This window comes from Chryseobacterium proteolyticum (assembly GCF_046591535.1).
Lineage (GTDB): Bacteria > Bacteroidota > Bacteroidia > Flavobacteriales > Weeksellaceae > Chryseobacterium > Chryseobacterium proteolyticum.
In genome coordinates this window covers 702929-729157 of the sequence record NZ_JBJLWK010000002.1, presented here as the reverse complement: position 1 = coordinate 729157, position 26229 = coordinate 702929, and the positions used below count along the sequence as shown (strand labels likewise).

Sequence of the window (26229 nt, the reverse complement as noted above, 5' to 3'; positions counted from 1 at the left end):
ATGAAAAAAATTCTGTTGCTTTTTGTTCTGTTAGCATTTGTATTGGGTTTTAGTCAGGAAGAGCCCCGGCGTTCCGATCAAATGGCCATCGTAGAAAATACCGAAAAAATTCTCTCCTTTCATTCTGATATTGATGTCGATAAAAGTTCCGGTCTTACGATAACGGAAGATATCAAAGTTCATAGTCTGGGAGATCAGATTAAACGAGGGATCTATCGGGCATTGCCGCTTTCCAGAAATCTGAATAACAAAAATCAGAAAGTTAAGTATACCATCCTCTCCATTAAAAAAAAATGGAGTAGAAGAAGATTATCATGACGTAATAGAAGATGGCTTTTTAAAAATATATGTTGGAAATAAAGACATTATACTGAGTCCGGGAGATTATGAATATGAGATCAGGTATAAAACAGAGAACCAGATCGGTTTTTTTGATAAATATGATGAGGTTTACTGGAATGTAAACGGAACCTATTGGGATTTTGATATTGATTCTGTCTCTGCTAAAGTTAATCTTCCGGAGGGCGCTAAAATACTTCAGAATTCCTGTTATACAGGAGCGTATGGCAGCAGTTCGCAGAACTGTACTGTAAAGGTTTTGTCTGATCGTTCGATAGAATGGACCGCGGCAGATCTTAAGTCTAATGAAGGGCTTACTGTGGCCGTAGGATTTAATAAAGGAGTGATGGTTCCTCCTCCGCCACCCACTTTCTTTGAAAAGTATGGAATTTTAATTGGTGGGTTTATCGTTTTTATCGGATTGATCTTCTATTATTACTCAACATGGAGAAAATATGGAGTGGATCCTGAAAAACCAATAGTTTATCCGCAGTTTAATGTTCCCGAAAATCTTTCTCCTGCTTCTTTAGGGTATTTGAGAAATGAGAATTTCAAAAATAAATATCTGACGGCAGCTATTGTCAATCTGGCCATAAAAGGATATGTTCAGATCATTGAAGGAGAAGATTCCGGAATTCTTGGTCTTTTCAGTTCAAAAATATTTACCCTTAAAAAATTGAAAGAAGCAGATGAGTCTTTACCAAAAGAAGAAATTAATCTCATGAATACGCTTTTTTCAGATAACATCGATACTGTAAAGTTTGATGGGAAATATGATTCCAGAATTGAAAGAGTGGTTACGAATTTTAAGGAAACGCTGAAATTCCAACATGATAAATTTCTCAATGAAGGAAATAACACAGGAAAATTAGTATTGCCTACTTTACTTATTACAATAGTGTATATGCTTGGATTATATATAAGTTATACCATTTATCCGGAAGCGGAAAAGGTTGTCATCGGAATTGCAGTGTATGTTATACTTTTTGTGGCATTTATTTTAGTTACATTTTTATTTAAAAGCCTTTCCTGGAAATTTCTGATTCCAATTCCATTTTGCATACTATTTGGAATAGGTAGCTTAATCAGTAACGGTCATGAAATAACTGAAAGCAGTAATTTCAATATCTGTTATATTTTCATTGCACTTGCATTTACTTCACTGATGATCTATCAATATCTGATCAAAAGGCCGTCAGAAGAGAAATTACAGAAAAAATCACTGATTGAAGGTTTCAAAATGTATATGGGAGCAGCGGAAAATGAACAGTTGAAATTCCATAATCCACCACAATTGACACCGCAGGTTTTTGAAACTCTTCTGCCCTTTGCTATGGTTTTGGGAGTAGATGAAATCTGGGGTAAAAAATTTGATACCTTGTTGAAAAATATGGCTAACGGAACAGAATATGTTCATAGCTGGTATATTGGAAATTCTATAAATCATTATAGCTTTGGAAATACATTGAACTCGAGCCTTACCAAATCTATACAATCTGCATCTACACAACCTTCCAGTTCCGGAAGCGGATCTGGCGGTGGAGGTTTCTCCGGCGGCGGCGGAGGTGGCGGTGGAGGCGGCGGCTGGTAAACCAGGTCTTATAAAAAGAAAAAGCGTTCAGGGGTCCTGAACGCTTTTATATTGTAAACAAATGTTTTTTTATATTCTTTCGATATCCGCTCCAATTGCTTTCAGTCTTCCGTCGATATTTTCGTATCCTCTGTCAATCTGTTCAATATTGTGGATAATAGATTTTCCCTCGGCAGATAAAGCTGCAATAAGAAGAGCGTTTCCGGCTCTGATATCCGGGGAAACCATTGTTGTCCCACGAAGAGGAGCTTCCTGGTTAAGGCCAATTACGGTCGCTCTGTGTGGATCACATAGAATAATCTGCGCTCCCATATCAATTAACTTATCTACAAAAAACAATCTTGATTCAAACATTTTCTGATGAACCAGAATGCTTCCTTTCGCCTGTGTAGCGACTACCAGGATAATAGAAAGCAGGTCAGGAGTGAATCCCGGCCATGGAGCATCCGAAATAGTAAGGATAGATCCATCAATGAATTTCTGAATTTTATAATTTTCCTGAGCCGGAATATAAATGTCATCGTTGCTTTGTTCAAGCTGGATTCCCAATTTTCTGAAGGTATTAGGGATTACTCCCAGCTGATTCCAGTTTACATTTTTTATAGTAAGTTCGGATTTTGTCATTGCAGCAAGACCAATCCATGAACCTATTTCTACCATGTCGGGAAGCATCGTATGTTCCGTACCTCGCAGATGGGTAACTCCTTCAATCGTTAATAGGTTTGAACCTATTCCCGAAATATTAGCTCCCATCCTGTTCAGCATCTTACAAAGTTGCTGAAGATAAGGTTCACAAGCTGCATTGTAAATTCTTGTTTTTCCTTTCGCCAATACTGCTGCCATAACAATGTTTGCAGTGCCGGTTACTGAAGCCTCCTCCAGTAAGATGAATTTCCCGTTGAGCTCCTTAGCCTTTAAAGAGTAAAAATATTCTTCTTCGTCATAGTGAAATTCGGCACCTAATTCTACTAACCCCTGGAAATGAGTGTCCAGTCGTCGTCGTCCGATTTTGTCTCCACCCGGAGTTGGCATATAAGCTTCACCATATCTGGCCAGCATAGGCCCCATAAGCATAATAGAACCACGTAATTTAGCACCGTCCTTTTTGAATTCGCTGGATTTTACATAGTCGAAATTAACGTGATCAGCCTTAAAAGTGTAATTTCCAGGTCCGTTTTTAGTGATTTTTACACCAAAATCGCCCAGAATTTCAATTAACCTGTTTACGTCGTGAATGTCAGGAATGTTTTTAATGGTTACCTCCTCATCAGTTAGTAAAACTGCACATAAAATTTGTAAAGCTTCATTTTTTGCCCCTTGTGGAGTAATTTCACCTTGCAGTCTTTTTCCTCCTCTTATTTGAAACGTTCCACTCATTTACTTTCTGTTTTTATGGTTGTTATTGTTATGTCTTCTCTTGTTGGTCTGATTTTTATTATTGCTGTTGCGATTACTATTGTTATTGTTGTTGCCTCGGTTGTTGGTATTGTAATAGATTTTACTTTTCTCAAGGGATTCTATACCTGTAAGGTCCAGTCTGTTTTCCGAAAGCTCTTTCAAATGACGGAAGATCACATCATCAGTAACATGCTCTTTATTATAAACATTATAGGATTTCTTCATGTTGTTGGCAATCACTTCAATAAGAGCTTCTTTTTCATCTCCGGCCTCAAGCTCTATAGCCTTTTCAATTAATTGAAGAATACTTTTTCCGTAAAATTTAAAATCACCCTGAAGTTTCGGGTATTCCATTCTCTTTGGCTTTTCTTCAAGCTGTTCTTTCGTCGGAAAAGGATAAGGAGAATCTACATCAAGATCATGATTGGCTAAAATGTAAAGATGATCCCAAAGTTTATGTTTATAATTTTCTTCGTCGCGAAGTTGTGGGTTTCTTTGTCCCATAAAATCGATGATTGCCATTGCCATTTCATTTCTCTCCTCTTTAGAAGGAAGTTCTTTGCAACGCTCAACCAACTGTTGTATAATTCTGCCGTATTCCGGCATATTAAGTTGCGTTTTTTGGGTGTTATATTCCATAATATGCAAATATATGGATTAAAAGAAAAATTGTGCCGATAATCTTAAAAGTTTATGATTTTTTAATGAAAATTTATGATACTATTTTAGAGCATATTTTTGAGTCTAAGTAAATTTATTCACGTTAAGTGGAATTTATTTTAATAAAAGTGTAATTTAGTTATTATATTAATAATTAAAAAACGGACTATGAAAAAAACATCTTTCTTATTTTCATTAATGGCTTTAGGAATCATGAATTCCTGTGAAACCAATGATGAAGGAGTCGGGAACACTTCGGGGGAACAAGAAGTTCATTCCAAAATAGTACAGGTCACTCGTCATGATGGAAGGCCGTTCAGTACTGGAAAAGAGTCAGTAAATGGTAAATTTGTTGCAGGTCCGGGAGGAAGTGTTCTGATGCAGGGTTTCTACTGGGATGTTCCGGATGGCGGAAACTGGTGGAATACAGTAAAAGATAAACTTACCGGTTGGTCCAATGCAGGAATCGGGGCAGTTTGGTTACCTCCCGCATCCAAAGCGCAGAACGGAGCTTATTCAATGGGATATGATCCTACCGACTATTATGATTTTGGAAACTTTAATCAAAACGGAAGTGTAGAAACCCGTTTTGGTTCAAGAGCTGAGCTGGAAGCATTGATCACTAAAGCCCATTCAGAAAATATGCAGGTCTATGCGGATATTGTGATCAACCATAACAGTGGAGGGCAGTCGGAAGCAAATCCTTATACTGGAACCAATACATGGACGGATTTTTCAGGAATAGCTTCAGGAAAATTTACCAGAAACTACAATGATTTTTATAAAAATGCCTACGGAAATAACGACGAAGGCTCTTTCGGCGGTTTTCCGGATTTATGCCATGCTAATCCCCATGTGCAGGACTGGCTTTGGGGAAGAGACGATTCCGTTGGTAAATACTATAAGAATGTAATGAAGTTCGACGGTTGGAGATTTGATTATGTAAAAGGTTTTGGTGCGTGGGTGGTTAATAATTGGAATGCAAAGGTAGGTGGCTTTTCGGTAGGGGAATTATGGGATTCCAATGTTAATACACTGGAATCATGGGCAAATAATGCAAACAGTTCTGTATTTGATTTTGCGGCCTATTATAAAATGGATGAAGCATTTGATAACGGAAATCTCAATGTTTTGAATGATGATATGATGTGGAAAAGAAATCCATATAAAGCCGTTACTTTTGTCGCCAACCATGATACTGATATTATTTATAATAAGATGCCAGCATATGCTTATATCCTGACTCATGAAGGGTATCCTACCATATTTTACAGGGATTACGAGGAGTGGCTTAATAAAGAAAGATTAAATAATCTCATCTGGATTCATAACAATAAAGCAACAGGGACAACCTCTATTCTCTACACAGATAATGATGAATATATTGCGAGACGTAACGGGTATAATGGTAATCCTGGCCTGGTGGTGTATATTAACACTTCATCAAGCTGGCAGGAAAGATGGGTAGACACCAATTGGAGCAATCAGCAGATCAAGGATTTTACAGGAGCATCAACCTGGTATCCTACAACACAGACTGATAAGAGAGTGAAAATTCAATGTCCTCCTAATAGTTATTCTGTTTGGTCATTAAATCAATAATTGTAGAACAGAATCGTAAACTTAGTTAATAAATTCCGGAGAGATTTTGTTATGTTGAATAACGAAGTGAAGTTAGAATTTTAGAATTTCGATACGAAAATCAGAATATGTAATATTACTTAATGGCAGGTATTGTGAAATCATATCATGATACTTGCCATTTCTAATTCAGGAATTTAAACTTCTATAAACTTTCTTTTCTGATTTTGATCAGGCAGATAGCATTTTTGAGCAGCAAGTTTCATTCTGTTTCTTGAAATCAAATCATATACCTGATCACTTAAGAAAGTCGGTATGATTTTTCCGGCCGCAATAAGTTGGTATACGCCACCCAGGAGTTGAGCAATCTGAAGAACAGCTCTAGATTTTACCAGATAATACTGATTAGGTTTCCAAAGATACATCGTATTGAAAACAGTAGTCTCCAATCCTCTTTCTGATAAGAACTTCTGGCCGAAATCCGATTGTAAAGAAGCAAAAAGGAATTTGTTTTTTTTGTCGCGTTCCAGGATCCACTGTACCCAGAAATTACAAACTCCACAATCTCCGTCAAAGAAGACAATATATTTATCCTGCCAATTTTCCTGCATAACACTTTTTTTAAAATACCATCGACCGTTCCGTTTCTGCTTTTACTTTTTTAAAATATTGTATAAGCTGCTTTCTCTGTTCAGGGGTTAATTTTGCGTCCTGATGACCGACAATATAGGATTCCAGAGGCATTTCCTCTTTCTCAATCATTTCAATACATTCCTGCAATTTGTGTGCCTGTCTTTCAGGTTCATACATTGCAAAGGTAGAGAAATTTAAATTCTTTCTGCCTTCATCAATATGATTTTTGAGAAACCACGATGAAGGAGCAATGCTTGAGTACCATGGATACTTCGTTTCGTTGGAGTGACAGTCGTAGCATGATGTACGGATGAGTTTGGCGATCTCAGGTTGTGTTTTTTTTATTTTTAAAAAATCCATACCCGGATTCACCGGTGGATTGGTCTTGTCAATAGGAAAAAACTGAATGATAATAAAAGCTACCAGAAGGATGATCAATATTTTTTTCATGCTTTTGAATTTTAGTGTTTATATGTTTAAATGTAATCTTTTTTTCCTTATTATGAAGGATAGAATCATTCTAAATAGGAGGCCTGTGTTTTGATTTTGCTTCATTTTCAATTAAATATAGCTAACTTATTGCAATAAATAAGACAAGGGCTGTAGAAGTTTATTATAGTTTTTAACTATCATAAAAATTTTATCAATAGATCGTATTTATTGAAAGGGTTGTTGTAAGTTTGTCTTGTTCAGATCAGATAAACGGTATTAATCAATATTAAAATTTAAACGACAATGGAAAAAGATTCAAATGACATCAGTAAATGTCCGTTTCATAATGGAACAATGAAACAAAATGTAGCTGGTGGCGGAACTCAAAATCAACAATGGTGGCCTAATCAGTTAAGAGTTGATATTTTACGTCAGCATTCCTCTTTATCCGATCCCATGGATAAAGATTTTAATTATGCTGAAGCATTTAAAAGCCTGGATCTTGAAGCTGTAAAAAGAGATCTTCATGCATTAATGACGGATTCACAGGATTGGTGGCCTGCAGACTTCGGACACTATGGTCCTTTGTTTATCCGTATGGCATGGCATAGTGCCGGAACGTATCGTGTGGGAGACGGAAGAGGAGGAGCCGGAGCAGGTCAGCAGCGTTTTGCACCATTGAATAGCTGGCCGGATAACGTAAGTCTGGATAAAGCAAGAAGGTTACTTTGGCCTATAAAACAAAAATATGGTAAAAATATATCATGGGCGGATCTTTTGATTCTCACCGGTAATATTGCGTTAGAGTCTATGGGTTTTAAAACATTTGGATATGCAGGAGGCCGTGAAGATGTCTGGGAACCGGATATGGATGTGTATTGGGGCTCCGAAACAACATGGCTGGGAGGTGATCTCCGATATGCACATGGTTCTGAGGGAGTAGTGGAAAATCATGCTGTGTTACCAACAGATGATGACGCGGATGGAAAAGTACATTCCAGAAATCTTGAAAAGCCTTTAGCAGCAGTACAAATGGGACTTATCTATGTAAATCCTGAAGGTCCGGATGGAAATCCAGACCCAATCCTTGCAGCTAAAGATATTCGTGATACATTCGGGCGTATGGCGATGAATGATGAAGAGACTGTGGCCCTTATTGCAGGAGGACATACCTTCGGTAAAACACATGGTGCAGGACCGGCCGACCATGTAGATAAAGAACCTGAAGGAGCAGGTATTGAATTGCAAGGGCTCGGATGGGCGAGCAGTTATAAATCCGGAAAAGGAGCAGATGCGATCAGCAGCGGGCTGGAAGTAACCTGGACAGAAACTCCTACCCAATGGAGTAATTACTTCTTCAAAAATCTTTTTGAAAATGAATGGGAACTTACCAAGAGCCCTGCAGGAGCTCATCAATGGGTAGCGAAAGATGGAGCTGAGATCATTCCTGATGCATTCGATTCTTCTAAAAAGCATAAACCGAACATGCTTACAACGGATCTTTCCCTGAGATTTGATCCGGTTTACGAAAAGATATCAAGACATTTTTACGAGAATCCTGATGCTTTGGCTGAAGCGTTTGCAAAAGCATGGTTCAAACTTACACATAGAGATATGGGGCCAAGAGCCCGCTATCTTGGACCGGATGTGCCGAATGAGGTACTGATCTGGCAGGATCCTATCCCTGAGGTAAATCATGCCTTAATAGATGGTTCTGATATTGAAACTTTGAAAGGGAAAATATTTGATTCGGGGTTAAGTTCTCAGGAACTGATCACAACTGCATGGGGTTCGGCTTCGACTTTCAGAGGAAGTGATAAGCGGGGAGGAGCAAACGGAGCAAGAATTCGCTTAGCTCCTCAAAAAGATTGGGAAGTGAATAATCCTGTGCAATTACAAAAAGTTCTGAATGTGTTGGAAAATATTCAGGCAGAATTTAATGCTTCACAGACTTCCGGTAAGAAGGTTTCTTTAGCAGATCTTATTGTTTTAGGAGGAACAGCAGCTGTAGAAAAAGCAGCAAGAGCTGCAGGGCACGATATTTCGGTTTCCTTCACGCCTGGCCGTATGGATACTTCTCAGGAGCAGACGGATATTGAATCGATGGGATATCTGGAGCCGGCAGCAGATGGTTTCCGTAATTATTTAAAAAGGAAATATACGGTTTCTACTGAAGCCCTATTAATTGATAAAGCGCAATTGCTGACCCTTACTGCTCCCGAACTTACAGTATTAATCGGTGGAATGAGAGCATTAGATGCTAATTTTGACGGCTCTAAAAACGGGGTGTTTACAGATCGTCCTGGAGTTCTTACCAATGATTTCTTTGTCAATCTGCTTGATATGGGAACTCAATGGAAAGCAGCCTCTGGTGACAATGAATTATACCTGGGAACTGATCGTAAAAGCGGACAGCCAAGGTGGACAGCTACCCGTGCTGATCTCGTATTTGGATCCAATTCAGAATTAAGAGCAATTGCGGAAGTATATGCAAGTGCTGATGCACAAGAAAAATTTGTAAAAGATTTTGCTGCAGCATGGACAAAGGTGATGAATTTGGACCGCTTTGATATAGCTTAATTTTATTGTTGTATTAAATATATAATAACGAGCCATCCTGATAAGGGTGGCTTTTTTACTGGGGCTCAGATATTTTGCGTTCATAATAAATTAAGTATAGTTAGCTTTCGACTTATGAGGATATGCTAAACCGCCATAAATAAAGGCTTTTCAGCCAAATGATATTTATCATTTTGGGATCAATGGTATGTAATTTGTTTCTTAATTTTTATTTATTCTAATTTAAAACAATATAATGTTTAAACTTATTCCATTTTTAGTGTTTACACCTTTAGTGATCTGTGGAACATTAACGCTAGTAGTTAAAAACACTATTAAAAGAAATGTTGACCATCTGCAAGATCAACCGTTGGAGGATTATAGTAATGCTCGTGGGCATCCGAGAAATCCATATAAAAGGTGTAAGCTTTTTGTTAAATCCAATTTGTAAAGTCATGAAAATCATGATTCATTTTTTAATTCAATTTATAATATTATGATCAAAAAGATATTTGTTTTCTCATTACTATCTTTTTTTACCTCTCTTTTTAGTCAATATTCAATTTCTGAAATAAACAAAGATGCTTATCTTAAAGATTTTGATATTGCTACTGCTATTCTTTTAAATCAGCACCCTAATCCTTATAGATTTCATAGCAAAGAAGCTATTACAAAGAAGCTGGATTCCCTTCGGAAAGTAATTGAAAAAGATCCCAGCTATATTAATTTTAATATTAATAATCCTGGAAGGGTATTAGGTGACGGACATATTTCTTTTATTCCGGATTCTAATTATCATGAAGACTACCTTAATTCTACTTATTTTTTTCCACTAATTACTTATGTTAATAACGGAAATGTTTATGTAAATGCAGATAATAAATACAACATTGAGGTTGGGAGTAAGCTTTTGGAAATTAACAACAGAAGTGTTGCAGATATTTTAAAACAAATTCCTGAACAAGCAGATGGAAATATTAAAGTAGAAGACTTGGATATATCCATGTATGTTTCATTTATTAATGAAAATAAAGATCATACTTTTACGATCAAATATCAGACACTTAACGGAGAACAGAAAAAAGCTAGTCTGGAAGGCATTACATTTACACGATTTAATTACGAATCCCGGCATGCTGTTTTACCAATTGATGTGAGTTCCGAAATCTATGGAATCTTTGGGTATGAAATTAGTCCTGATACATTTTATTTATCTGTAAGATCATTCTCTTATGATGAAAGTTTTTTTTTACGAGAAGTTGAAGAAATATTTTCAGAAAATTAAAAATAAAAAATACAAAAATCTTGTTGTAGACATCCGTAACAACTCTGGTGGTTCTGTTACCAATATTCCACTTTTGTACTCATTTATGTCAAAAGAAAAGATCTTTACAAACTCTTATAAATACGGGAGTAAAGTCATTGATATCAATTATAGTGATTACCTGATAGATCCCCAAACTGACCGATATTACTCTGAGAAAGACATCAGGGATTCTAATAATTTTATGAGACAACGATTTGATAAATCTGAAAAGGGAGATTATTATTTTGGGAATAACAGGTTGGATGATACCTATATCAAAAACTATCCAAGAGATGGACTGTTTTTCGATGGAAAAGTTGTTCTCCTCATTAACAACCGTACATTTTCAGCGGCTACTTACTTTGCTTCTCTGTTTAAAAAGGAAAAACGAGGCGAAATCGTTGGAAAGGAAACGGGTTCTTGTAGTAATTTTACGACGGCAGCCTGGTTTCTTACTTATAAATTACCGAATACTAAAATGACCATATCTATTCCGCGTACAGAAATCTTTTTCAATAATAATGAAAATGATAATATTCCCAATTGCACAGGTGTAATTCCGGACTATAAGATTGATAATAATTTCTTTTTAAAAGTGTTAAAAGAACGAAAAGATCCTGAGTTGCAATATTCGTTACAATTACTTTCTCGTAAATCATAAAGCAAAGTTGACGTTTGTACTTTATAAAATTAATCCGTGGAATAAGCTGTTCCACGGATTAATTTTAATAATGAGGTTTCTGTTATTTTTATCTAAAACGTTTTGATTCAAAAATATTGATCGCTACAGAATTGATATTCCCTCCAGATAATCTGGCATATATTGCTCCGTTTTGATAAAAAAAGACCAAGCTGGTATTATTGGCTCCAAAGTTAAAAGTTGCATCAGCTGTATAAGAAGATATACTGGTATCACCATTATCAGATGTTGAGCTTGTTACCGGATAGCGAGTTGATGTAGAACCGGAAGCGGAACTGAAATTAGATACTGAAAATCCGGAATTAACTCCGAAATTTATCGTTGCCAGAATATTCGATCCTGTACCAGCCGGACCTAATACCAAACCTGAATAAACTTTGAATGTTACAACACCTTTAGCTGTGATGTCTATAATTTTTATTCCGTCAGAATTATTAGGCACTGTGTAGTTGCCATCAAAACTTAAAGCAGTAGGAGAAGAAGGATCATAGGCTTTTACAATATGTCCATTTGCATCAATGTATAGTGGGGCTAACTTATTATAGTTTACACCAGGTCTAACTTTTCCATCCGACTGGTTTTCGGTGGAAGGAGGGTTAATGAGCCTGAGATTAGATCGTGAGCTTTCGCCATACAGATTGAGTAATGCATCATTTGTAGCATCAGGTGTCTGATTATCTGGTTTTCCTATGTAGGTCCTGTTATCACCGTAGACTTCTAAATTATTGGAATCTGATACTTTCCCGTTTTGTACGTAAAATGTTTTGTCGGTTGAGGCTGTATTTTGAGATTTTACATGTAAGGTTGCATCAGGAACCTGTGTATTAATCCCTACCTGTGCAAAATAGAATACTGGTAATAAACAAGTACTTAAGGTAATGTTTCTTTTCATAACGTAAATTTTAAATTATCAATGTGTTTATTAGATCTGTATTATGTTGGATATGCTGAAAATTTAAGGAGAGTTTAAAATTGCTTATCTTAAATAAGCTATAATGTATGAATATAACAATGAATTTTTCTTACAGAAGGAAAAAACATGCCAAAATAATAATAAAATTAAATTTTTAATTTTTTCTGATATAAAAGCTAAATTATGATATTTGGTATTTGCTTTTTTTTTAAAATATTTTTTCAACTTTCTAAAAAAAATAAATGGATGGTATTTTTGTATTTATTAGTGATATAGAAAATTTTTGATCAGCTAAATTTTATAAAAAATTGAAGGGATTAAATACTTTTAATACTTTGAGTTTCAATTGCTAGATATAAAGCCCTATCTTTGCAAAAAATTGAGCTCCAAAGGTTGGAGTAACTCATTAATAACTTGTCCTGAGAGAATCGAAGGATTATTAAACATTTTTTATGTCAAACATTGTCGCTATCGTTGGGCGTCCCAACGTAGGAAAATCCACATTATTTAACCGTTTCCTGGAGAGAAGAGAAGCTATAGTAGACTCTACTGCAGGTGTTACAAGAGACCGTCATTACGGAAAATCCGACTGGAACGGAGTAGAATTTACGGTAATTGATACCGGAGGGTATGATGTAGGAACAGAGGATATTTTTGAAGAGGAAATCCGTAAACAGGTACAGCTGGCAGTAGATGAAGCTACTTCTATTATTTTTATGCTTAATGTAGAAGAAGGCCTTACAGATACGGATTATGAAATTCATGAATTATTAAGAAGATCCAATAAGCCGGTTTATATCGTTGTAAATAAAGTAGATTCTGCAAAAGAAGAATTGGCGGCTACAGAATTTTATCAGTTAGGAATCGAAAAATATTATACACTTTCTTCTGCTACAGGATCAGGAACAGGAGATCTGTTAGATGATATCGTTAAAGACTTCCCAACCACGGATTATCAGGATCCTTTTGAAGGATTGCCTAAAATTACGATCGCTGGTCGTCCGAATGTAGGAAAATCCACTTTAACGAATGCTTTACTGGATGTAGAGAGAAATATTGTAACAGATATTGCGGGAACAACCAGAGACAGTATACAAACACTATATAATAAATTCGGGCATGAGTTTGTATTGGTAGATACTGCGGGGATGCGTCGTAAGGCTAAAGTTTCCGAAGATCTTGAGTTTTATTCTGTAATGAGATCAATTCGTTCTATTGAATATTCTGATGTAGTGATCATTATGGTAGATGCTACTCAGGGATGGGAATCTCAGGATATGAATATCTTTGGTTTAGCACAGAAGAACAGAAAAGGAATTGTGATCTTGGTTAACAAATGGGATCTTATCGAAGATAAGCAAACCAATACGATCCGTGATTTTGAAAAAGCAATTAAAGATAAGATCGGGCAGTTCCAGGATATTCCAATTCTGTTTGTATCTGCATTAACGAAACAGAGAATACTGAAGGCGGTAGAAGTGGCGATGCAGGTATATGAAGACCGTAAGAAGAAGATTAAAACTTCGAAATTAAATGAAGTGATGCTTCCTATTTTCGAACAAACTCCACCTCCTGCAAATAAAGGAAAATTCATTAAAATCAAATATTGTGTGCAGCTTCCTACGCCGTCACCGCAGTTTGTATTCTTCTGTAATCTTCCACAGTATATAAAAGAGCCGTATAAGAGATTTACTGAAAATCAATTGAGAAAAGAATTCGGATTTACCGGAGTTCCTATCGAAGTATATTTCAGACAAAAATAATTACTTCGTCTGCGCTTATTAAAAAAGTGTCACAAAGTAATAATCGATATTTAAAAAGTTCTGGTAAGAAATATCTTACCAGAACTTTTTTTTCTTTCATCAAATATATTTTATCCTTTACAGCCACTTTTCATACATTAGCCGGACAGGTTTATAGCCTTGTTTATCAAGCCAGCTTTGCATAATATGGTTATTGCATAAAGTAAACCTGTAAATTTTCCGGATATTAAAATCTCTATAGGTTTCTTCAAATGCTTTGTTTAGGGCAGTGTAAACACCGTGTTTTCTATATTCCTGCTTTACATATCCTTCAGAAACATACAGGTCATCTGCATCTCCTAGTTCAAAGTTGCTGTCATCTTTTTCATCAATATACCCGAATAAAAAACCAATAGCTTTTCCCTCTGCGTCAGCAATAAGAAATGTTCCGTTATTCTTTTCCTCACAGTCGGTCATAAAGCGCAAATAATGTTTTCTGATCTTGCTCCAGTCGGCTGTTTTCTCATTCATTTCCTTTTCAGAAACATGAAGCTCTCCTACCAACTCATCCACAATGGGGAGATGGTCTGATATTTTTATTTTTCGGATTGTAAAGTTCATAATATAATTTTTTTATTTTCCTCGTATCGGGCTTCCGTGCCAGGATGTATTATCAGAAAGTACCTCGCCCTTCATAATCAGTGAAAGGGCATCAACATTTACGTTATTACCTATTTCGGTATCGTAAAGAATAATGGTTCTTGAATTAATGGTTGTCTGCTTACCGATTTTTACACTTCCTATTTTCATAATACGATCTTCAAAAAGATGCGTCTGCGGCCCGCAGTCTTCATTCAACATTGCTTCGTCATCTATCGTTACCATATCGTACTCTGTAATATCTGTTGTATTGAGCCACACCCTTTTACCGATCTTCACACCCAAAAATCTCATAAAGAAAGGAAGCCACATCGTTCCCCGCAGGAAATCAAGAAAGAAGATTACAGGGAGTGCCTCATATACTGTAGTTATTCCTTCACTCAACCAAACTTTTAGGCTGTACATGGGCATTTCTGTTTTTTTATACTTTCCAACGAGAACCCATTTAAGGAGTACCGTAAAGAAAAAGGAAGGTAGGGCTACAATTCCCAGATAATAAAATGGAGAAAATAAGATCAAATGATGGATTCTTCCTTCAAGATAATTGCTGGTGTAGGCAATAAATAATACACTGCAGATAATAATAACGGTTTGAGGCAGAATAATCCGGATTCCCTCCACAATAGCCCGTGCAAATTTAAGACTGAGGGGAGGGTTGTAGGTAAGGCTATTGTCAAAGCTCTCCGATTTTTGTCTTGAGGGAAGTCCGATTGGCGGAGATCCAAACCAGTCTTTTTCAGAAGAGTTTTTAAGTTGTTCTTCATTCGGAGCTTTGCTTAGCACGCCGATCAGCATATTATCTCCTAATTCATATCCCTGTGGGATCAATCCGCTGTTTCCTACAAAACTATTGTTGCCGATTTTGGTTTTTGCCAGGATCAGTTTTTCATTTCTTACATCATGCTCCCCCAGGATGACCGCGTCAGCAATAAAAGATCCCTCTCCAATTTCCAGAAGATTGTGGGAAACATCGCTTGCTGTAGAGATCTCTGAATTTCTGCCCACTTTGGCTCCCATCATCCTGTAAAATTTACTGATATAAATTGAAGCAAAAAGAGGATGTACAACGGTTAATGCAAGATTAAATATCTGATCCTTTACCCATTTCCGATAATAGATAAAACTGTAAACAGGATATATTCCCGGCTTCATACGGTATTGCAGGCACCTTGTGATAATACTGACAACCCCGATAAAAATTAATATGTAGATTGTAGATAGAATAGGTGCCTGCCATAGGTAATAGAAACTGTAATCCGCTGAACGGTCGTCCAGATAATACAAGGTGTACAATGTTGGAGCAAGCGGTAAAACGATTAAAAGTGGGAAGAAAAAAAGAGAACATGCATATATGATAGCATATTTGTTTCTTTTTGCGGCAGAAACCAGCTGTGGAATCTGCGTCTCTTCCTTACTTTTTGTTCTTAGCTTTTCAGCCGGGCTACCATCCCAGACTTCACCGTACCCGATCGTATTTCCTTCATTTAAACAGCTGAGATCCTGAAGTTCTCCGAATTCCTCAATGACAGTATTACCACATACAATAGCTGAAGAGCCAAGATAAGCGTGTGCTTTAATATGTACTTTTCTTATTTTAAGCACTCCATTTTCTACAGATGCATTATCAATACTACATCCTGAGCTCGTGGTTACGTTTTGATCAATGGTAACAAGATCTTCAGCTGCAATAGGTAAAAGGCTAAGCTGTGCGCTCGGATGAACGTGTACACCTAATAATTTCAGATATTTCGGATACAATGGGGTTTCAACAATAAATTCTGAAGGCATCAGTCTTTTTACGGTTTTCCAAAGCCACCATCTGAAGTAATACCAGCCCCACAACGGATAATCACCTTCTTTTATTTTTCCGATAACAAGCCACTTTGTTAAAAGAATAATAACAGAATAAACCGGTGGTATGAGTGTATACAAAAGAATAGCACTTAACAGGGCTAATCCGGTTCCGTACCCATTAAGCTGGAAATAATAATAACTAAGATAGGGAAAAAATATCTGTACACTAAATAATGCAAAAACAACCAGTAAAGAAATAGTCTGTGCAAGATTGCAGGCATAATATTGAAATGACGAAACTCTTGTAAACGGTTCCTGATCGGATGTCTTTTCAGTGTGTTTATTTTTAAGGCAATCTGAATAAGCGGAAAGCGGCCTGTTTTCATAAATATCTTTTAAAGAAGCGTAAGGAATCCCTGCTTTTTGCCGGAGGTGAGAAACTAATGTTGCAGCAAGCAAGGAATGTCCTCCCAGATCCGTAAAAAAGTCCTGATGTAATTGGATCTCTTTTCCCGGAAACATCCAATGAAGGGTCTGCAAAAGTTTTTCTTCGATAGGAGCTTCAGGATTTATTTCAATGTCTTCACTTTTCTCATGACTGATGAAGCTTTCAGGAACCGGCAGTTTTTTTCGGTCAATTTTTCCACTCGGCATCCTGGGCATTTCCCTCATTTTGATGATCGAGACGGGAACCATATAAGGTGCCAGAAACTTTGCTAACTCTTTACGTATTGTATTTTCATCGAATTCATGATCGTCACTCATTACAGTATAGCCAACGAGTTGCCCCTGTCCGTTAGCGTCTTCTTTCACGGCAACAGCTGCTGAAGAAATGCCGGGAAGCTGATTCAACCGGGCTTCTATTTCTCCCAATTCAATCCTGTAGCCACGGAGTTTGATCTGGTCATCTATTCTTCCCTGAAAATCTATAAAACCGTTTTCCCGTATAATAACAGCATCTCCAGTTTTGTAAATGGTATCGCCGGGAAGTTCAGGAAATGGATTTTTCAGGAATTTTTGATCTGTTAGTTCCGGGAGGTTGAAATAGCCATTACTGACTCCGGGACCAGAAATGATCATTTCACCCCTTTCTCCTCGTGGTACGATATTCAGATTTTCATCAACCACAGCAATATGATAATTGGGTAGAGGATGGCCAATCGTAAGCTCGTCATCATCCTTCAGCTTAGCCATGTTGGAAGATACTGTAGTTTCCGTGGGACCATAGCTGTTGATGAAGGTTCTGTAAGGCTTTGCCCATTTTTCCTGTACTTGTTTTGTGCATGCTTCACCCCCTGTATTGATGATCCTCACTGAAGAAACCTCCTCGATAATGGCTAAGATACTGGGGACTGCATGAAGAACAGTGATTTTATTCCTGATTAATACCTCACTTAATTCATCAATAGCTTTTACAGTAAGGGCATCTGCAATCCATATCGTTGCACCGGAAAAAAGACTGATCCATACCTCTTCACACCACATGTCAAAGGAAACGGAAAACCCCTGATATACAATATCGGTATCTTTTATTCCTATGAAATCTTCTTCAGATCTTATAAGATGACAGATATTCTTGTGGGAAATTGGAATTCCTTTAGGATTTCCGGTACTTCCGGAAGTAAATAACACGTATGCCCATTGATCGGGGCTAATCGGATCGCTGATTGGAGGGATAGTGGTGTCCGGTTGTGGGGCAATGGCTAGAGGCCGACAATGGATTCCGGCATCTGCATCAGAGAAATAAGCTTTTACATGAATGTCTGTAAAAACTTTTCTTATCCTGTCTTCAGGCATCTCCCGGTCCAGTGGAACATAAGAGGCTCCGGCTTTTAATATTCCTAAAATAGCAACAGGAAGCTCCATACTTCGGGGATACCAAACCCCGACACTATCACCCGGCTTTATACCTTCATTGTGAAGCTGTAAAGCAATTGCATTACTCCAGTTATTGAGTTCTTCATAAGAGAGTTTTTTACCATTAAATATAAATGCTGTTTTATTTTTGTATTTTTCAAAAATAGGAGCTAATAACCCGGGAAGAGTCTCTTCCTTCAGAAATTCAGGAGCTATTTTTCCTAAGATTAAACTTTTCATCATTCAAGATTTTTTTATGTACAGATGGGTTGGGAAACTTTCATAAATATACTTTATTTCTGTTTACGTTCAATCTCGGATTTCGTTTTTTAATTGTAATTTTGCAGGAATTAAAGCCCACCAACTCTAATTAAAATTTAAAATTTCATGGTTACTATTTTATCTGAAAACTTTTCTCTTGTTAATGAGTGGATTAACGAACTGCGTAATGTAGATGTTCAACATGACCGATTGAGATTCCGTAGAAATATGGAACGTATCGGAGAGATTGCCGCTTTTGAAATCAGTAAAGAACTTGAGCAAAGAGAAGTTGAAATCCAGACTCCTCTGGATACGATAAAGGTAAGGGAAATAGCAGTACAACCAGTTATTACTACTATTCTTAGGGCAGGAGTTCCTCTATTTCAGGGAATATTAAATTATTTGGATAAAGCTGATTGCGGTTTTGTAGCAGCCTATAGAAAACATGATGCCAACGATTATTTTTCGATCAAGCAGGATTATCTTACTTGTCCAAGTATTGAAGGAAGACCTTTAATCGTGGGAGATCCTATGCTGGCTACAGGAGCGTCATTAATTGAAGCAATCAAAGACTTACTCACACACGGAACACCTACTCAATTGCACATTGTAGCGGCCATCGCATCTAAACAGGGAGTAGAAACAATTGAAAAAGCTTATCCTGAAGCAAAAATTTGGGTAGGTGCTATTGATGATCAACTGACTTCCAAAGGCTATATTACTCCCGGATTGGGAGATGCCGGTGACCTTAGCTATGGTGAAAAATTACAGCGGTAATTAATACACATTCCAGAAATCCTTCATTATATCCATCAATAGTATCGGACGTACTTTTTCCATTGGATGTCTGGTGTCCGGAAGTATCATTAATCTTGCGTTAGGAATACGACGATAGGTTTGAACGGTCTCTTCCAATGTTACCATATTATCATGGTCTCCGGCCATGATCTGGACTGGAGTTGTAATCTTTGATAAACTATCTGAATTTAGCGGTGGTTTTTTACCTAAAGAAACCATCATGCCGGCAATTGCGGGAAGCAGCTCTTTCCATTGGGAGCCGTGTTGTAATTCCAGTTGTTCAGCATATTTCGGAATTTTTAAAAGAATGGTCTCAGGGTCAAGCATTGTACTTTCCTTTAAAGCCTGCTCCTCTGTCCAGTCGAATTTTGTGCCTAATGTCAATACGGAATTTACATTTTCCGGTAACTGCAGAGCATAGCAGAGACCAACATAGCCACCCATGCTGTGTCCGAAAATATAAACATCATTGAGTTTTTGTTGCTTACAGTATTCAGTCAGTTCCTGAGTGTATTTTTCTATGCTGATACCATCTTGCGGAATTTCAGTGTTTCCATGCCCTGAAAAAAGAGGGGTGTGTATATTGAATTGTTTTGATAAGTCCTTTAGATAAGGTTTGAAAATATCACTGTGCCCTAAAGCACCGTGCAGTAAAAGCAGGTTTTTCATATCTATTAGTTTATCCGGAAAATTATGAAAAAGAATTGAAAGCTGGAAGTGAGGTTTAGAGGTTAGAAGTTAGAGGTTAATCTATTGCCATTACCAGAATGCTCACTTTGTTATTGCCGCTATTTAAGATTTCCCATGCTATAGTTGCGATCGTATTGCCGGTGGTAAAAACGTCATCAATTAATAAAATATGTTTGTCGGATACCTTTTTGGATATTGAAAAAGTGTTGTCATTTTTTAGGCGATGTTTTTTATCTTTTAGGGCCTGAGCTTGTGAGTAGTAATTTCTTTTGATCAGGTGATGGTCAAATGGAATATGATATTGACTGGATAGTATTTCTGTAAACAGATGCAATTGATTATATCCTCTTTCTCTTTCTTTTTTAGGATGAAGTGGAACGCTTACCAGTAAATCAGGTTTGTTATTTTTAAAATCCAGTCTACCGATTGTCCAGTTTGCAATCACTTTCCCGGTTTTTTCCCGGTTTTTATATTTTAATTCGTGGATGATCTTACGGCTTAAGTTTTCCTCCTCAAAATACATAAGCGCATATGCGTTTTCAACCGGAAACAATAATTTGCATTTTTCTTTAAACAGGTTATCTTCAAAATAATTGAAATGGGTAAAATGAATATGTTCAAAACAGGAGGAGCATACCAGAAGGTCAGCATCGATGATCCGGTTGCAGTGGATGCAACGATTGGGGAAAAGAAGGTCAAGAATCATTTTTGTGTTTTTACTAATATAAGTTTATTAGCTGAAACATGAAAGAGGTAAGAAGTAATGAAAGAATGTAATGCTTTTTAACCCTGAGATTCCACTTCCTTTCGGATTTTTTCAATGGAATTTTTCATACTCTGATTAAAATATTCCTTCTCAAGGCGAACCGGTGGAGCTTGTCTTACTTCACAATCTGCAATACTGCAGGATTCACAGGTTACCCCCACGTTGATCGTTGGTAAACTTGGAGATTTGATAAAGTTTATTTTCTTTATTGTTTGAGGATTTAATAATATTCCCAGACAGTAGCTTCGGTTACTGCCGTCTGAAAAAGGGTTTTTCTGGGAAGTGGAAATAACGAGATAACTTATCCCCTGATCTTTATAATGGGAGATCTGAGCGTCCGTTAATGTTTCATTTTCCGTTAAATCCTGAAGATTTTTTACAGCAATCCATCTTCTGCAATAATGTTCATTCGTAGCATTAGCATGAGGAGCCTGCTGGTGATTCAGATGCAGTTCTTTTAAAATCTGAATTCTTTCGGAATCTTTCTTTTTAACCAGGCATAAATAAAACAAATCTTTTATTCCTAATTCTGAAGACAGGACATTAGTCAGCCTGTAATAAAATGTTTCCGGAGAATTCGTAAAGCTTTCAATGAGATGGGTGAAGCTTTTGGGTTTCCAGCTATTTTGTAAAAAGAAGTCAGAAGTATTTTCTATAATCTGCTCTTTCGAAATCAATAGTGCGCCGGCGAAATAGGACGCATAGAAATTGTTCAGGATTTCCTCGAAGCTTCCGAAATCCAGCCATGAGTAGGTGTTGGGACGGTTTTTTAATTCAAGAACATTAAAACCAATTTCTTTAGCGAGAATAAATGTCTTCTGGTCTTTTTCTAATTTACTGTTGAGCAGTAAAAGTTTTTTTTCAGGAATAAATAATGAACGGAGATGCACGGATGTTCCAAAAGGTTCGAAATCTTTGGATTGAATCGTGTAATTGAATTTTTCATTGAGGATATTTTGTAAGATATCCGGATCCATATTTTTACTGAACTCTAAACAATGCTCCTGAGCAAAGGATAATACTTTTTCTTCGATATCAGGAAAATAATTATCATAAAGTTCCTGGAAGGATCGCAATACGGCAAAATAAAAACGCTCTTTTCCCAGATTGTAGTTTTGAGATATTTCAATCAGTGCATTGATAAAGGCGGTGACCTTTTTGGGGGCATCACTGATGATGCTGATGAGGTTATTTTTATTTATTCCGAAAAGGTCCAGGGGAACTTCTTTAAAAAAATCCGATTGTAAAATTTCATTAAACGGAGCCAGGCTTTTGTCCAGTTTCGTAGAAACCAGATCATCGAATGTACAGTTCAGAGATTCGGAAAGCTGGATGATCTTATCGTGCTTGGGGTACTTTTTTCCGTTCTCAATTTCGTTGAGGTAAGATTTTGATAACCCTGTTTTTACGGCAAGGTCCTGCAGAGACCAATTTTTCTTTTGTCTCAGCTGCTTCAGTTTAAGCCCGAAAACCGTTTTAATAAAATCACTTTCTGCATTCATTACTCAAATATAGATATTTGATTGCGATTATTCGCATAATAATTTTTAAAAATAATTAGCGAACGTTCGCTAATTGTGAAAATTTTTATTTATGTTTGTAATATCAAATCACAAAATCAATGAGTTATGGAAACAACCACGCAATTAAGAATAAAGGCTCAAAGCCAGTTTGAAGAGATTTTCAATCCCGAATTGATAGAGTTTCTGATTGAACTTCACCAGAACTTTAATGCTAAAAGGCTTGATCTTTTAGAAGAAAGAAAAGAAACTCAGCTTGATTTTGATCGCAGAAATCTTCCCAGGTTTTTACCTCAGACAGAAGAAATAAGAAATGGAGATTGGGTATGTTCGCCATTGCCTGAAGATTTACTTGACCGGAGAGTTGAAATTACGGGTCCGGTAGATCGTAAAATGATCATCAATGCACTTAATTCTGGAGCATCCACATTTATGGCAGATTTCGAGGACAGCAATGCTCCTACATGGAAAAACTGCATGGAAGGGCAGATTAATCTTTCAGATGCCATTAACGGAAGTATAGATTTTACAACCCGAGAAGGGAAAGCGTATCAATTGCAGGAAAAGACCGCCGTATTACAGGTTCGTCCAAGAGGATTACATCTTCATGAAAAGCATATCGAGATCAATGGTGAGGAGGCTTCCGGTTCATTGGTTGATTTTGGGATTTATTTTTTCAGGAATGCACAAAGGCTTCTTGAAAAGGGGAGTGGTCCTTACTTTTATCTTCCCAAACTGGAACACTATAAAGAAGCCAGATGGTGGAATGAAGTTTTTGATTTTGCCCAAAATTATCTTCAGATTCCAAGAGGTACGATTAAGGCTACGGTTTTAATAGAGACGATCACCGCATCGTTTCAGATCGATGAAATTTTATACGAACTAAAAGAACACAGCGCAGGATTGAACTGCGGACGATGGGATTATATTTTCTCATTTATTAAAAAATTCAGAAACCTTCCTGAATTTATAATACCGGATCGTGATCAGGTAACTATGACCTCCCCCTTTATGACTGCCTATTCCAAAAGGGTGATTGAAATTTGCCACAAACGAAATGTACATGCCATCGGAGGAATGGCTGCTCAGATTCCTATAAAAAATGATGATCAGGCGAATCATATTGCCTTTGAAAAAGTAAAAGCAGATAAGGAGCGTGAAGTAAAAAATGGGCATGATGGCACCTGGGTAGCCCATCCTGCTTTGGTTTCTTTGGCTAAAGATATTTTTGACGAATATATGCCTTCAAAAAACCAAATTGACAAGAAAGTGGATTATCAAATCAAGGAAAGTGATCTGCTGGAAATTCCTAAGGGAGAGATTAGTGAAAGAGGTGTTCGTAAAAATATTAATGTGGGAATTCTTTATCTCGAAAGTTGGTTGATGGGTATAGGTGCAGCGGCTATTTATAATCTTATGGAGGATGCAGCTACCGCAGAAATTTCACGGACACAGATCTGGCAATGGCTGAAGAATGAGGCTGTTTTAATTGATGACCGGATTCTTACCAGAGAAATGGTTCTCCAGTGGGAAAGAGAAGAGATGGATACCATTGAAAAATATGTAGGTGAAGAGCGCTTTAAAAACGGGAAATTTAATCTGGCTAAAGAGCTTTTTAACGAATTGATCTTCTCAGAAAAATTTGAAGAATTCCTCACTTTGAAAGCGTATCCTTTTATTTAGGTATCAACGCGTTTGAGAATGAAAAGTTGGTGGTAACTATAATATAGTCACTTCGAGTTGGTTTTTGAAATCATTGAATCTATGAGCGATATGTTCTTTTTGGTCAAGCTGATGGAATTCCAATGATAAACCTGTAGAACTCGTATTCCGAATCTTATAAAAATAATTTATAACTAAATACAAATCAAAATATTATGAAAACGAAACAAGAAAAAATTCAGGCTTTAGAGCAGGATTGGCTGAACAATCCACGTTGGAAGGGAGTACAAAGACCTTATACAGCTGAAGAGGTTTTAAAGCTCAGAGGATCTTATACGATCGATTACACGATCGCCACTGAAATGTCTAAAAAATTCTGGGAGAAGCTTACGACTCAGGATTTTGTAGCCGGATTGGGCGCATTAACAGGAAATCAGGCAGTACAGGAAGTAGATGCCGGGTTGGAGGCTATTTACCTTTCGGGCTGGCAGGTGGCTGCTGATGCGAATTTATCAGGAGAAATGTATCCTGATCAATCTTTGTATCCAGCGAACTCCGTTCCTTCTGTAGTTAAGAAAATCAATAATGCTCTGTTAAGAGCGGATCAGATCCAGTCTGTAAACGGAGGTGGCGATAAAGAATACCTTGTTCCTATTATTGCTGATGCAGAGGCTGGATTTGGAGGTAATCTGAATGCGTTTGAACTGATGAAACAGATGATCGAGGCCGGAGCAGCAGCGGTTCATTTTGAAGACCAGCTGTCTTCTGCAAAGAAATGCGGACATTTGGGAGGTAAGGTATTGGTACCTACTCAGGAAGCCATCAATAAATTAGTAGCTGCCCGTTTAGCTGCCGATGTAGCAGGGGTTCCGAGTGTCATTATTGCAAGAACAGATGCTGATGCCGCAGACCTGCTGACTTCAGATATTGATGACAGAGATAAGAAATTTGTGACCGGAGAGAGGACTTCAGAAGGGTTTTATGTAGTGAAAAACGGAGTAGAACAAGGAATCGACCGTGGTTTATCATATGCGCCTTATGCTGATCTGATCTGGATGGAAACGTCTAATCCTGATCTGGAACAGGCAAGAAGATTTGCTGAGGGAATCCATGCCAGGTTTCCTGGAAAAATGTTAGCGTATAACTGTTCACCTTCATTCAATTGGGCTGCCAAATTAAGTGTTGAGGAAATGACTACTTTCCGTGAGGAGCTTGCCAAAATGGGATATAAATTCCAGTTTATCACGTTGGCTGGTTTCCATGCACTCAATACAGCAATGTTTGAGCTGGCATTAGCGTATAAAGAAAAAGGAATGGCTGGATATTCCGAGTTACAGGAACGTGAGTTTGCTTTACAGCAAAAAGGGTTCAGGGCCGTGAAACACCAGTCTTTTGTAGGAACCGGATATTTTGATGAGATTCAGAATGTGGTAACAGGTGGTTCTTCAGCAACTGTCGCCATGAAAGACTCTACTGAAATAGCACAGTTTCATTAAGAAGTAAGTTTTTTCCACATTATACATATTGTTTGAAATCCTTCTCCATGTTGGGAAGGATTTTTGCGATGAAGAAATTAAATATTCTCAGGTTTGCAGGCTTTTGGACGGGAATAAAGGTTTAAAAAACTAATGAAAATTTGTATTATATTTGAAAACTAAAAAAAATAGTGTTTTTTAAACAATTTAATAAAAAAAATGAAGTTAATTAAGGTACTTTTTATTGCAGCAGGACTTACGCTAACGGCTAACGCTGCTAACGCTCAACAGAAGATTGGCCATGTAAACTCTGATGATATTTTTGCAAGTATGTCTGAAGTGAAAACGGTAACCTCTACTATTGATAACCTGACTAAAACCAAGCAGGCTGAAATTGAGAAGTTGATCACAGAATATCAAACCAGACTTAAGGCAGCTCAAGATAAAGAGAAGACATTGAGTGAAGCCAATAAAGAGGCTGTTACCAAAGAGCTGATGGCTGCACAAACAGAATTACAGACATTAGGTAAAAAGATAGAAGATGCCAGAGGTCAGGCGGCGAAGGAGGTTTCTGCTAAACAGACCGAGTTATTTACTCCGGTACAGCAAAAAATCCAAAATGCGATTTCTGCTGTAGCAAAAGAAAGAAATCTGAGCTATGTATTTGATACTTCATCAGCGCAGGGAGCCAACAATCTGGTATATACAGACGGAAGCGAGGATATTACACCGGCTGTAAAAACCAAACTGGGAGCTACTGCAACAGCCACTAAACCGGCTGCAAAAACTAAGTAAAAACTTTTAAGTTATGATATAAAAGCAGAATCGGATTTATTCGATTCTGTTTTTTTTGATCAAATTAAAATAATAAAACAGGAAAGGTATTTCCTGT

At 37.2% G+C, this 26229-nt stretch carries 21 protein-coding genes; 11 read left to right on the top strand and 10 right to left on the bottom strand.

Features of this window, described 5'->3' with window-relative positions; translation table 11 throughout:
• The gene (locus tag ACJ5H0_RS09365; RefSeq protein WP_411249092.1) at positions 1-318 is read left to right on the top strand and encodes a DUF2207 domain-containing protein; all 318 of its coding nucleotides are present in this window, start codon (positions 1-3) and stop codon (positions 316-318) included.
• Positions 245-1930 carry a DUF2207 domain-containing protein gene (locus tag ACJ5H0_RS09360; protein ID WP_411249508.1) on the top strand — a complete coding sequence of 562 codons (1686 nt, stop codon included), beginning with the start codon at positions 245-247 and terminating at the stop codon, positions 1928-1930. The genes ACJ5H0_RS09365 and ACJ5H0_RS09360 overlap by 74 nt, the downstream gene beginning before the upstream one ends.
• A 69-nt stretch (positions 1931-1999) precedes the next feature.
• On the opposite strand, the gene murA is transcribed toward ACJ5H0_RS09360, so the two are convergent.
• On the bottom strand, positions 2000-3307 hold the full coding sequence (gene murA / locus ACJ5H0_RS09355; RefSeq protein ID WP_172280257.1) for a UDP-N-acetylglucosamine 1-carboxyvinyltransferase: 1308 nt from the start codon (positions 3305-3307) through the stop codon (positions 2000-2002).
• A complete protein-coding gene (locus ACJ5H0_RS09350) occupies positions 3308-3967 on the bottom strand; it encodes a DUF4290 domain-containing protein (protein WP_172280255.1) in 660 nt (219 codons plus the stop codon).
• Between the two features lie 189 nt (positions 3968-4156).
• On the opposite strand from ACJ5H0_RS09350, the gene ACJ5H0_RS09345 reads away from it, so the two are divergent.
• On the top strand, positions 4157-5590 hold the full coding sequence (locus ACJ5H0_RS09345; protein ID WP_411249089.1) for an alpha-amylase: 1434 nt from the start codon (positions 4157-4159) through the stop codon (positions 5588-5590).
• A gap of 176 nt (positions 5591-5766) precedes the next feature.
• On the opposite strand, the gene ACJ5H0_RS09340 is transcribed toward ACJ5H0_RS09345, so the two are convergent.
• A complete protein-coding gene (locus tag ACJ5H0_RS09340; protein WP_411249087.1) occupies positions 5767-6180 on the bottom strand; it encodes a thiol-disulfide oxidoreductase DCC family protein in 414 nt (137 codons plus the stop codon).
• Between the two features lie 10 nt (positions 6181-6190).
• Positions 6191-6652 (bottom strand): heme-binding domain-containing protein, encoded by a 462-nt coding sequence (locus ACJ5H0_RS09335; protein ID WP_411249085.1) that lies wholly within the window; start codon positions 6650-6652, stop codon positions 6191-6193.
• Positions 6653-6937: 285 nt separating this feature from the next.
• On the opposite strand from ACJ5H0_RS09335, the gene katG reads away from it, so the two are divergent.
• The 3 genes from katG to ACJ5H0_RS09320 all read left to right on the top strand — a co-directional run bounded on the left by katG (position 6938) and on the right by ACJ5H0_RS09320 (position 11160).
• The gene (gene katG, locus ACJ5H0_RS09330) at positions 6938-9214 is read left to right on the top strand and encodes a catalase/peroxidase HPI (protein WP_411249083.1); all 2277 of its coding nucleotides are present in this window, start codon (positions 6938-6940) and stop codon (positions 9212-9214) included.
• 475 nt (positions 9215-9689) lie between these two features.
• Positions 9690-10478, top strand: a complete 789-nt coding sequence (locus ACJ5H0_RS09325; protein ID WP_411249081.1) for a hypothetical protein — start codon at positions 9690-9692, stop codon at positions 10476-10478.
• A complete protein-coding gene (locus ACJ5H0_RS09320) occupies positions 10453-11160 on the top strand; it encodes a S41 family peptidase (RefSeq protein WP_411249079.1) in 708 nt (235 codons plus the stop codon). The genes ACJ5H0_RS09325 and ACJ5H0_RS09320 overlap by 26 nt, the downstream gene beginning before the upstream one ends.
• An 88-nt stretch (positions 11161-11248) precedes the next feature.
• Here ACJ5H0_RS09320 and ACJ5H0_RS09315 read toward each other — a convergent pair whose 3' ends face one another.
• Positions 11249-12091 (bottom strand): hypothetical protein, encoded by an 843-nt coding sequence (locus ACJ5H0_RS09315; RefSeq protein ID WP_411249077.1) that lies wholly within the window; start codon positions 12089-12091, stop codon positions 11249-11251.
• 473 nt (positions 12092-12564) lie between these two features.
• Here ACJ5H0_RS09315 and der point away from each other — a divergent pair, with 473 nt between their 5' ends.
• Complete coding sequence (der, locus tag ACJ5H0_RS09310; protein ID WP_172280246.1) at positions 12565-13875, top strand: ribosome biogenesis GTPase Der; 1311 nt, start codon at positions 12565-12567, stop codon at positions 13873-13875.
• Positions 13876-13992: 117 nt separating this feature from the next.
• Here der and ACJ5H0_RS09305 read toward each other — a convergent pair whose 3' ends face one another.
• Positions 13993-14475 carry a GNAT family N-acetyltransferase gene (locus ACJ5H0_RS09305; RefSeq protein ID WP_411249075.1) on the bottom strand — a complete coding sequence of 161 codons (483 nt, stop codon included), beginning with the start codon at positions 14473-14475 and terminating at the stop codon, positions 13993-13995.
• A 12-nt stretch (positions 14476-14487) separates the two neighbouring features.
• Positions 14488-18408 (bottom strand): Pls/PosA family non-ribosomal peptide synthetase, encoded by a 3921-nt coding sequence (locus ACJ5H0_RS09300; RefSeq protein WP_411249073.1) that lies wholly within the window; start codon positions 18406-18408, stop codon positions 14488-14490.
• A 144-nt stretch (positions 18409-18552) separates the two neighbouring features.
• On the opposite strand from ACJ5H0_RS09300, the gene upp reads away from it, so the two are divergent.
• A complete protein-coding gene (gene upp, locus ACJ5H0_RS09295) occupies positions 18553-19203 on the top strand; it encodes a uracil phosphoribosyltransferase (RefSeq protein WP_172280240.1) in 651 nt (216 codons plus the stop codon).
• Here the strand turns inward: upp and ACJ5H0_RS09290 are convergent, their stop codons facing one another.
• From ACJ5H0_RS09290 to ACJ5H0_RS09280, 3 genes are all read right to left on the bottom strand, one after another.
• On the bottom strand, positions 19204-19893 hold the full coding sequence (locus ACJ5H0_RS09290) for an alpha/beta fold hydrolase (RefSeq protein ID WP_411249071.1): 690 nt from the start codon (positions 19891-19893) through the stop codon (positions 19204-19206).
• A 76-nt stretch (positions 19894-19969) separates the two neighbouring features.
• Positions 19970-20620 carry a ComF family protein gene (locus ACJ5H0_RS09285; protein ID WP_411249070.1) on the bottom strand — a complete coding sequence of 217 codons (651 nt, stop codon included), beginning with the start codon at positions 20618-20620 and terminating at the stop codon, positions 19970-19972.
• A gap of 77 nt (positions 20621-20697) precedes the next feature.
• On the bottom strand, positions 20698-22182 hold the full coding sequence (locus tag ACJ5H0_RS09280) for a helix-turn-helix domain-containing protein (RefSeq protein ID WP_411249068.1): 1485 nt from the start codon (positions 22180-22182) through the stop codon (positions 20698-20700).
• Between the two features lie 126 nt (positions 22183-22308).
• Here ACJ5H0_RS09280 and aceB point away from each other — a divergent pair, with 126 nt between their 5' ends.
• From aceB to ACJ5H0_RS09265, 3 genes are all read left to right on the top strand, one after another.
• On the top strand, positions 22309-23883 hold the full coding sequence (aceB, locus tag ACJ5H0_RS09275; RefSeq protein ID WP_411249066.1) for a malate synthase A: 1575 nt from the start codon (positions 22309-22311) through the stop codon (positions 23881-23883).
• A 194-nt stretch (positions 23884-24077) separates the two neighbouring features.
• Complete coding sequence (aceA, locus tag ACJ5H0_RS09270) at positions 24078-25358, top strand: isocitrate lyase (RefSeq protein ID WP_273649244.1); 1281 nt, start codon at positions 24078-24080, stop codon at positions 25356-25358.
• 198 nt (positions 25359-25556) lie between these two features.
• Positions 25557-26132, top strand: a complete 576-nt coding sequence (locus ACJ5H0_RS09265) for an OmpH/Skp family outer membrane protein (RefSeq protein ID WP_411249064.1) — start codon at positions 25557-25559, stop codon at positions 26130-26132.
• The last annotated feature ends 97 nt before the right edge of the window (positions 26133-26229 follow it).

Excerpts from the sequence above, each read along its gene's own strand:
- ACJ5H0_RS09365 (WP_411249092.1), top strand. The coding sequence starts at position 1 with ATGAAAAAAATTCTGTTGCTTTTTGTTCTGTTAGCATTTGTATTGGGT.
- murA (WP_172280257.1), bottom strand. The coding sequence starts at position 3,307 with ATGAGTGGAACGTTTCAAATAAGAGGAGGAAAAAGACTGCAAGGTGAA.
- ACJ5H0_RS09350 (WP_172280255.1), bottom strand. The coding sequence starts at position 3,967 with ATGGAATATAACACCCAAAAAACGCAACTTAATATGCCGGAATACGGC.
- ACJ5H0_RS09345 (WP_411249089.1), top strand. The coding sequence starts at position 4,157 with ATGAAAAAAACATCTTTCTTATTTTCATTAATGGCTTTAGGAATCATG.
- ACJ5H0_RS09340 (WP_411249087.1), bottom strand. The coding sequence starts at position 6,180 with ATGCAGGAAAATTGGCAGGATAAATATATTGTCTTCTTTGACGGAGAT.
- ACJ5H0_RS09335 (WP_411249085.1), bottom strand. The coding sequence starts at position 6,652 with ATGAAAAAAATATTGATCATCCTTCTGGTAGCTTTTATTATCATTCAG.
- katG (WP_411249083.1), top strand. The coding sequence starts at position 6,938 with ATGGAAAAAGATTCAAATGACATCAGTAAATGTCCGTTTCATAATGGA.
- ACJ5H0_RS09325 (WP_411249081.1), top strand. The coding sequence starts at position 9,690 with ATGATCAAAAAGATATTTGTTTTCTCATTACTATCTTTTTTTACCTCT.
- ACJ5H0_RS09315 (WP_411249077.1), bottom strand. The coding sequence starts at position 12,091 with ATGAAAAGAAACATTACCTTAAGTACTTGTTTATTACCAGTATTCTAT.
- der (WP_172280246.1), top strand. The coding sequence starts at position 12,565 with ATGTCAAACATTGTCGCTATCGTTGGGCGTCCCAACGTAGGAAAATCC.
- ACJ5H0_RS09305 (WP_411249075.1), bottom strand. The coding sequence starts at position 14,475 with ATGAACTTTACAATCCGAAAAATAAAAATATCAGACCATCTCCCCATT.
- ACJ5H0_RS09300 (WP_411249073.1), bottom strand. The coding sequence starts at position 18,408 with ATGATGAAAAGTTTAATCTTAGGAAAAATAGCTCCTGAATTTCTGAAG.
- upp (WP_172280240.1), top strand. The coding sequence starts at position 18,553 with ATGGTTACTATTTTATCTGAAAACTTTTCTCTTGTTAATGAGTGGATT.
- ACJ5H0_RS09290 (WP_411249071.1), bottom strand. The coding sequence starts at position 19,893 with ATGAAAAACCTGCTTTTACTGCACGGTGCTTTAGGGCACAGTGATATT.
- ACJ5H0_RS09285 (WP_411249070.1), bottom strand. The coding sequence starts at position 20,620 with ATGATTCTTGACCTTCTTTTCCCCAATCGTTGCATCCACTGCAACCGG.
- ACJ5H0_RS09280 (WP_411249068.1), bottom strand. The coding sequence starts at position 22,182 with ATGAATGCAGAAAGTGATTTTATTAAAACGGTTTTCGGGCTTAAACTG.
- aceB (WP_411249066.1), top strand. The coding sequence starts at position 22,309 with ATGGAAACAACCACGCAATTAAGAATAAAGGCTCAAAGCCAGTTTGAA.
- aceA (WP_273649244.1), top strand. The coding sequence starts at position 24,078 with ATGAAAACGAAACAAGAAAAAATTCAGGCTTTAGAGCAGGATTGGCTG.
- ACJ5H0_RS09265 (WP_411249064.1), top strand. The coding sequence starts at position 25,557 with ATGAAGTTAATTAAGGTACTTTTTATTGCAGCAGGACTTACGCTAACG.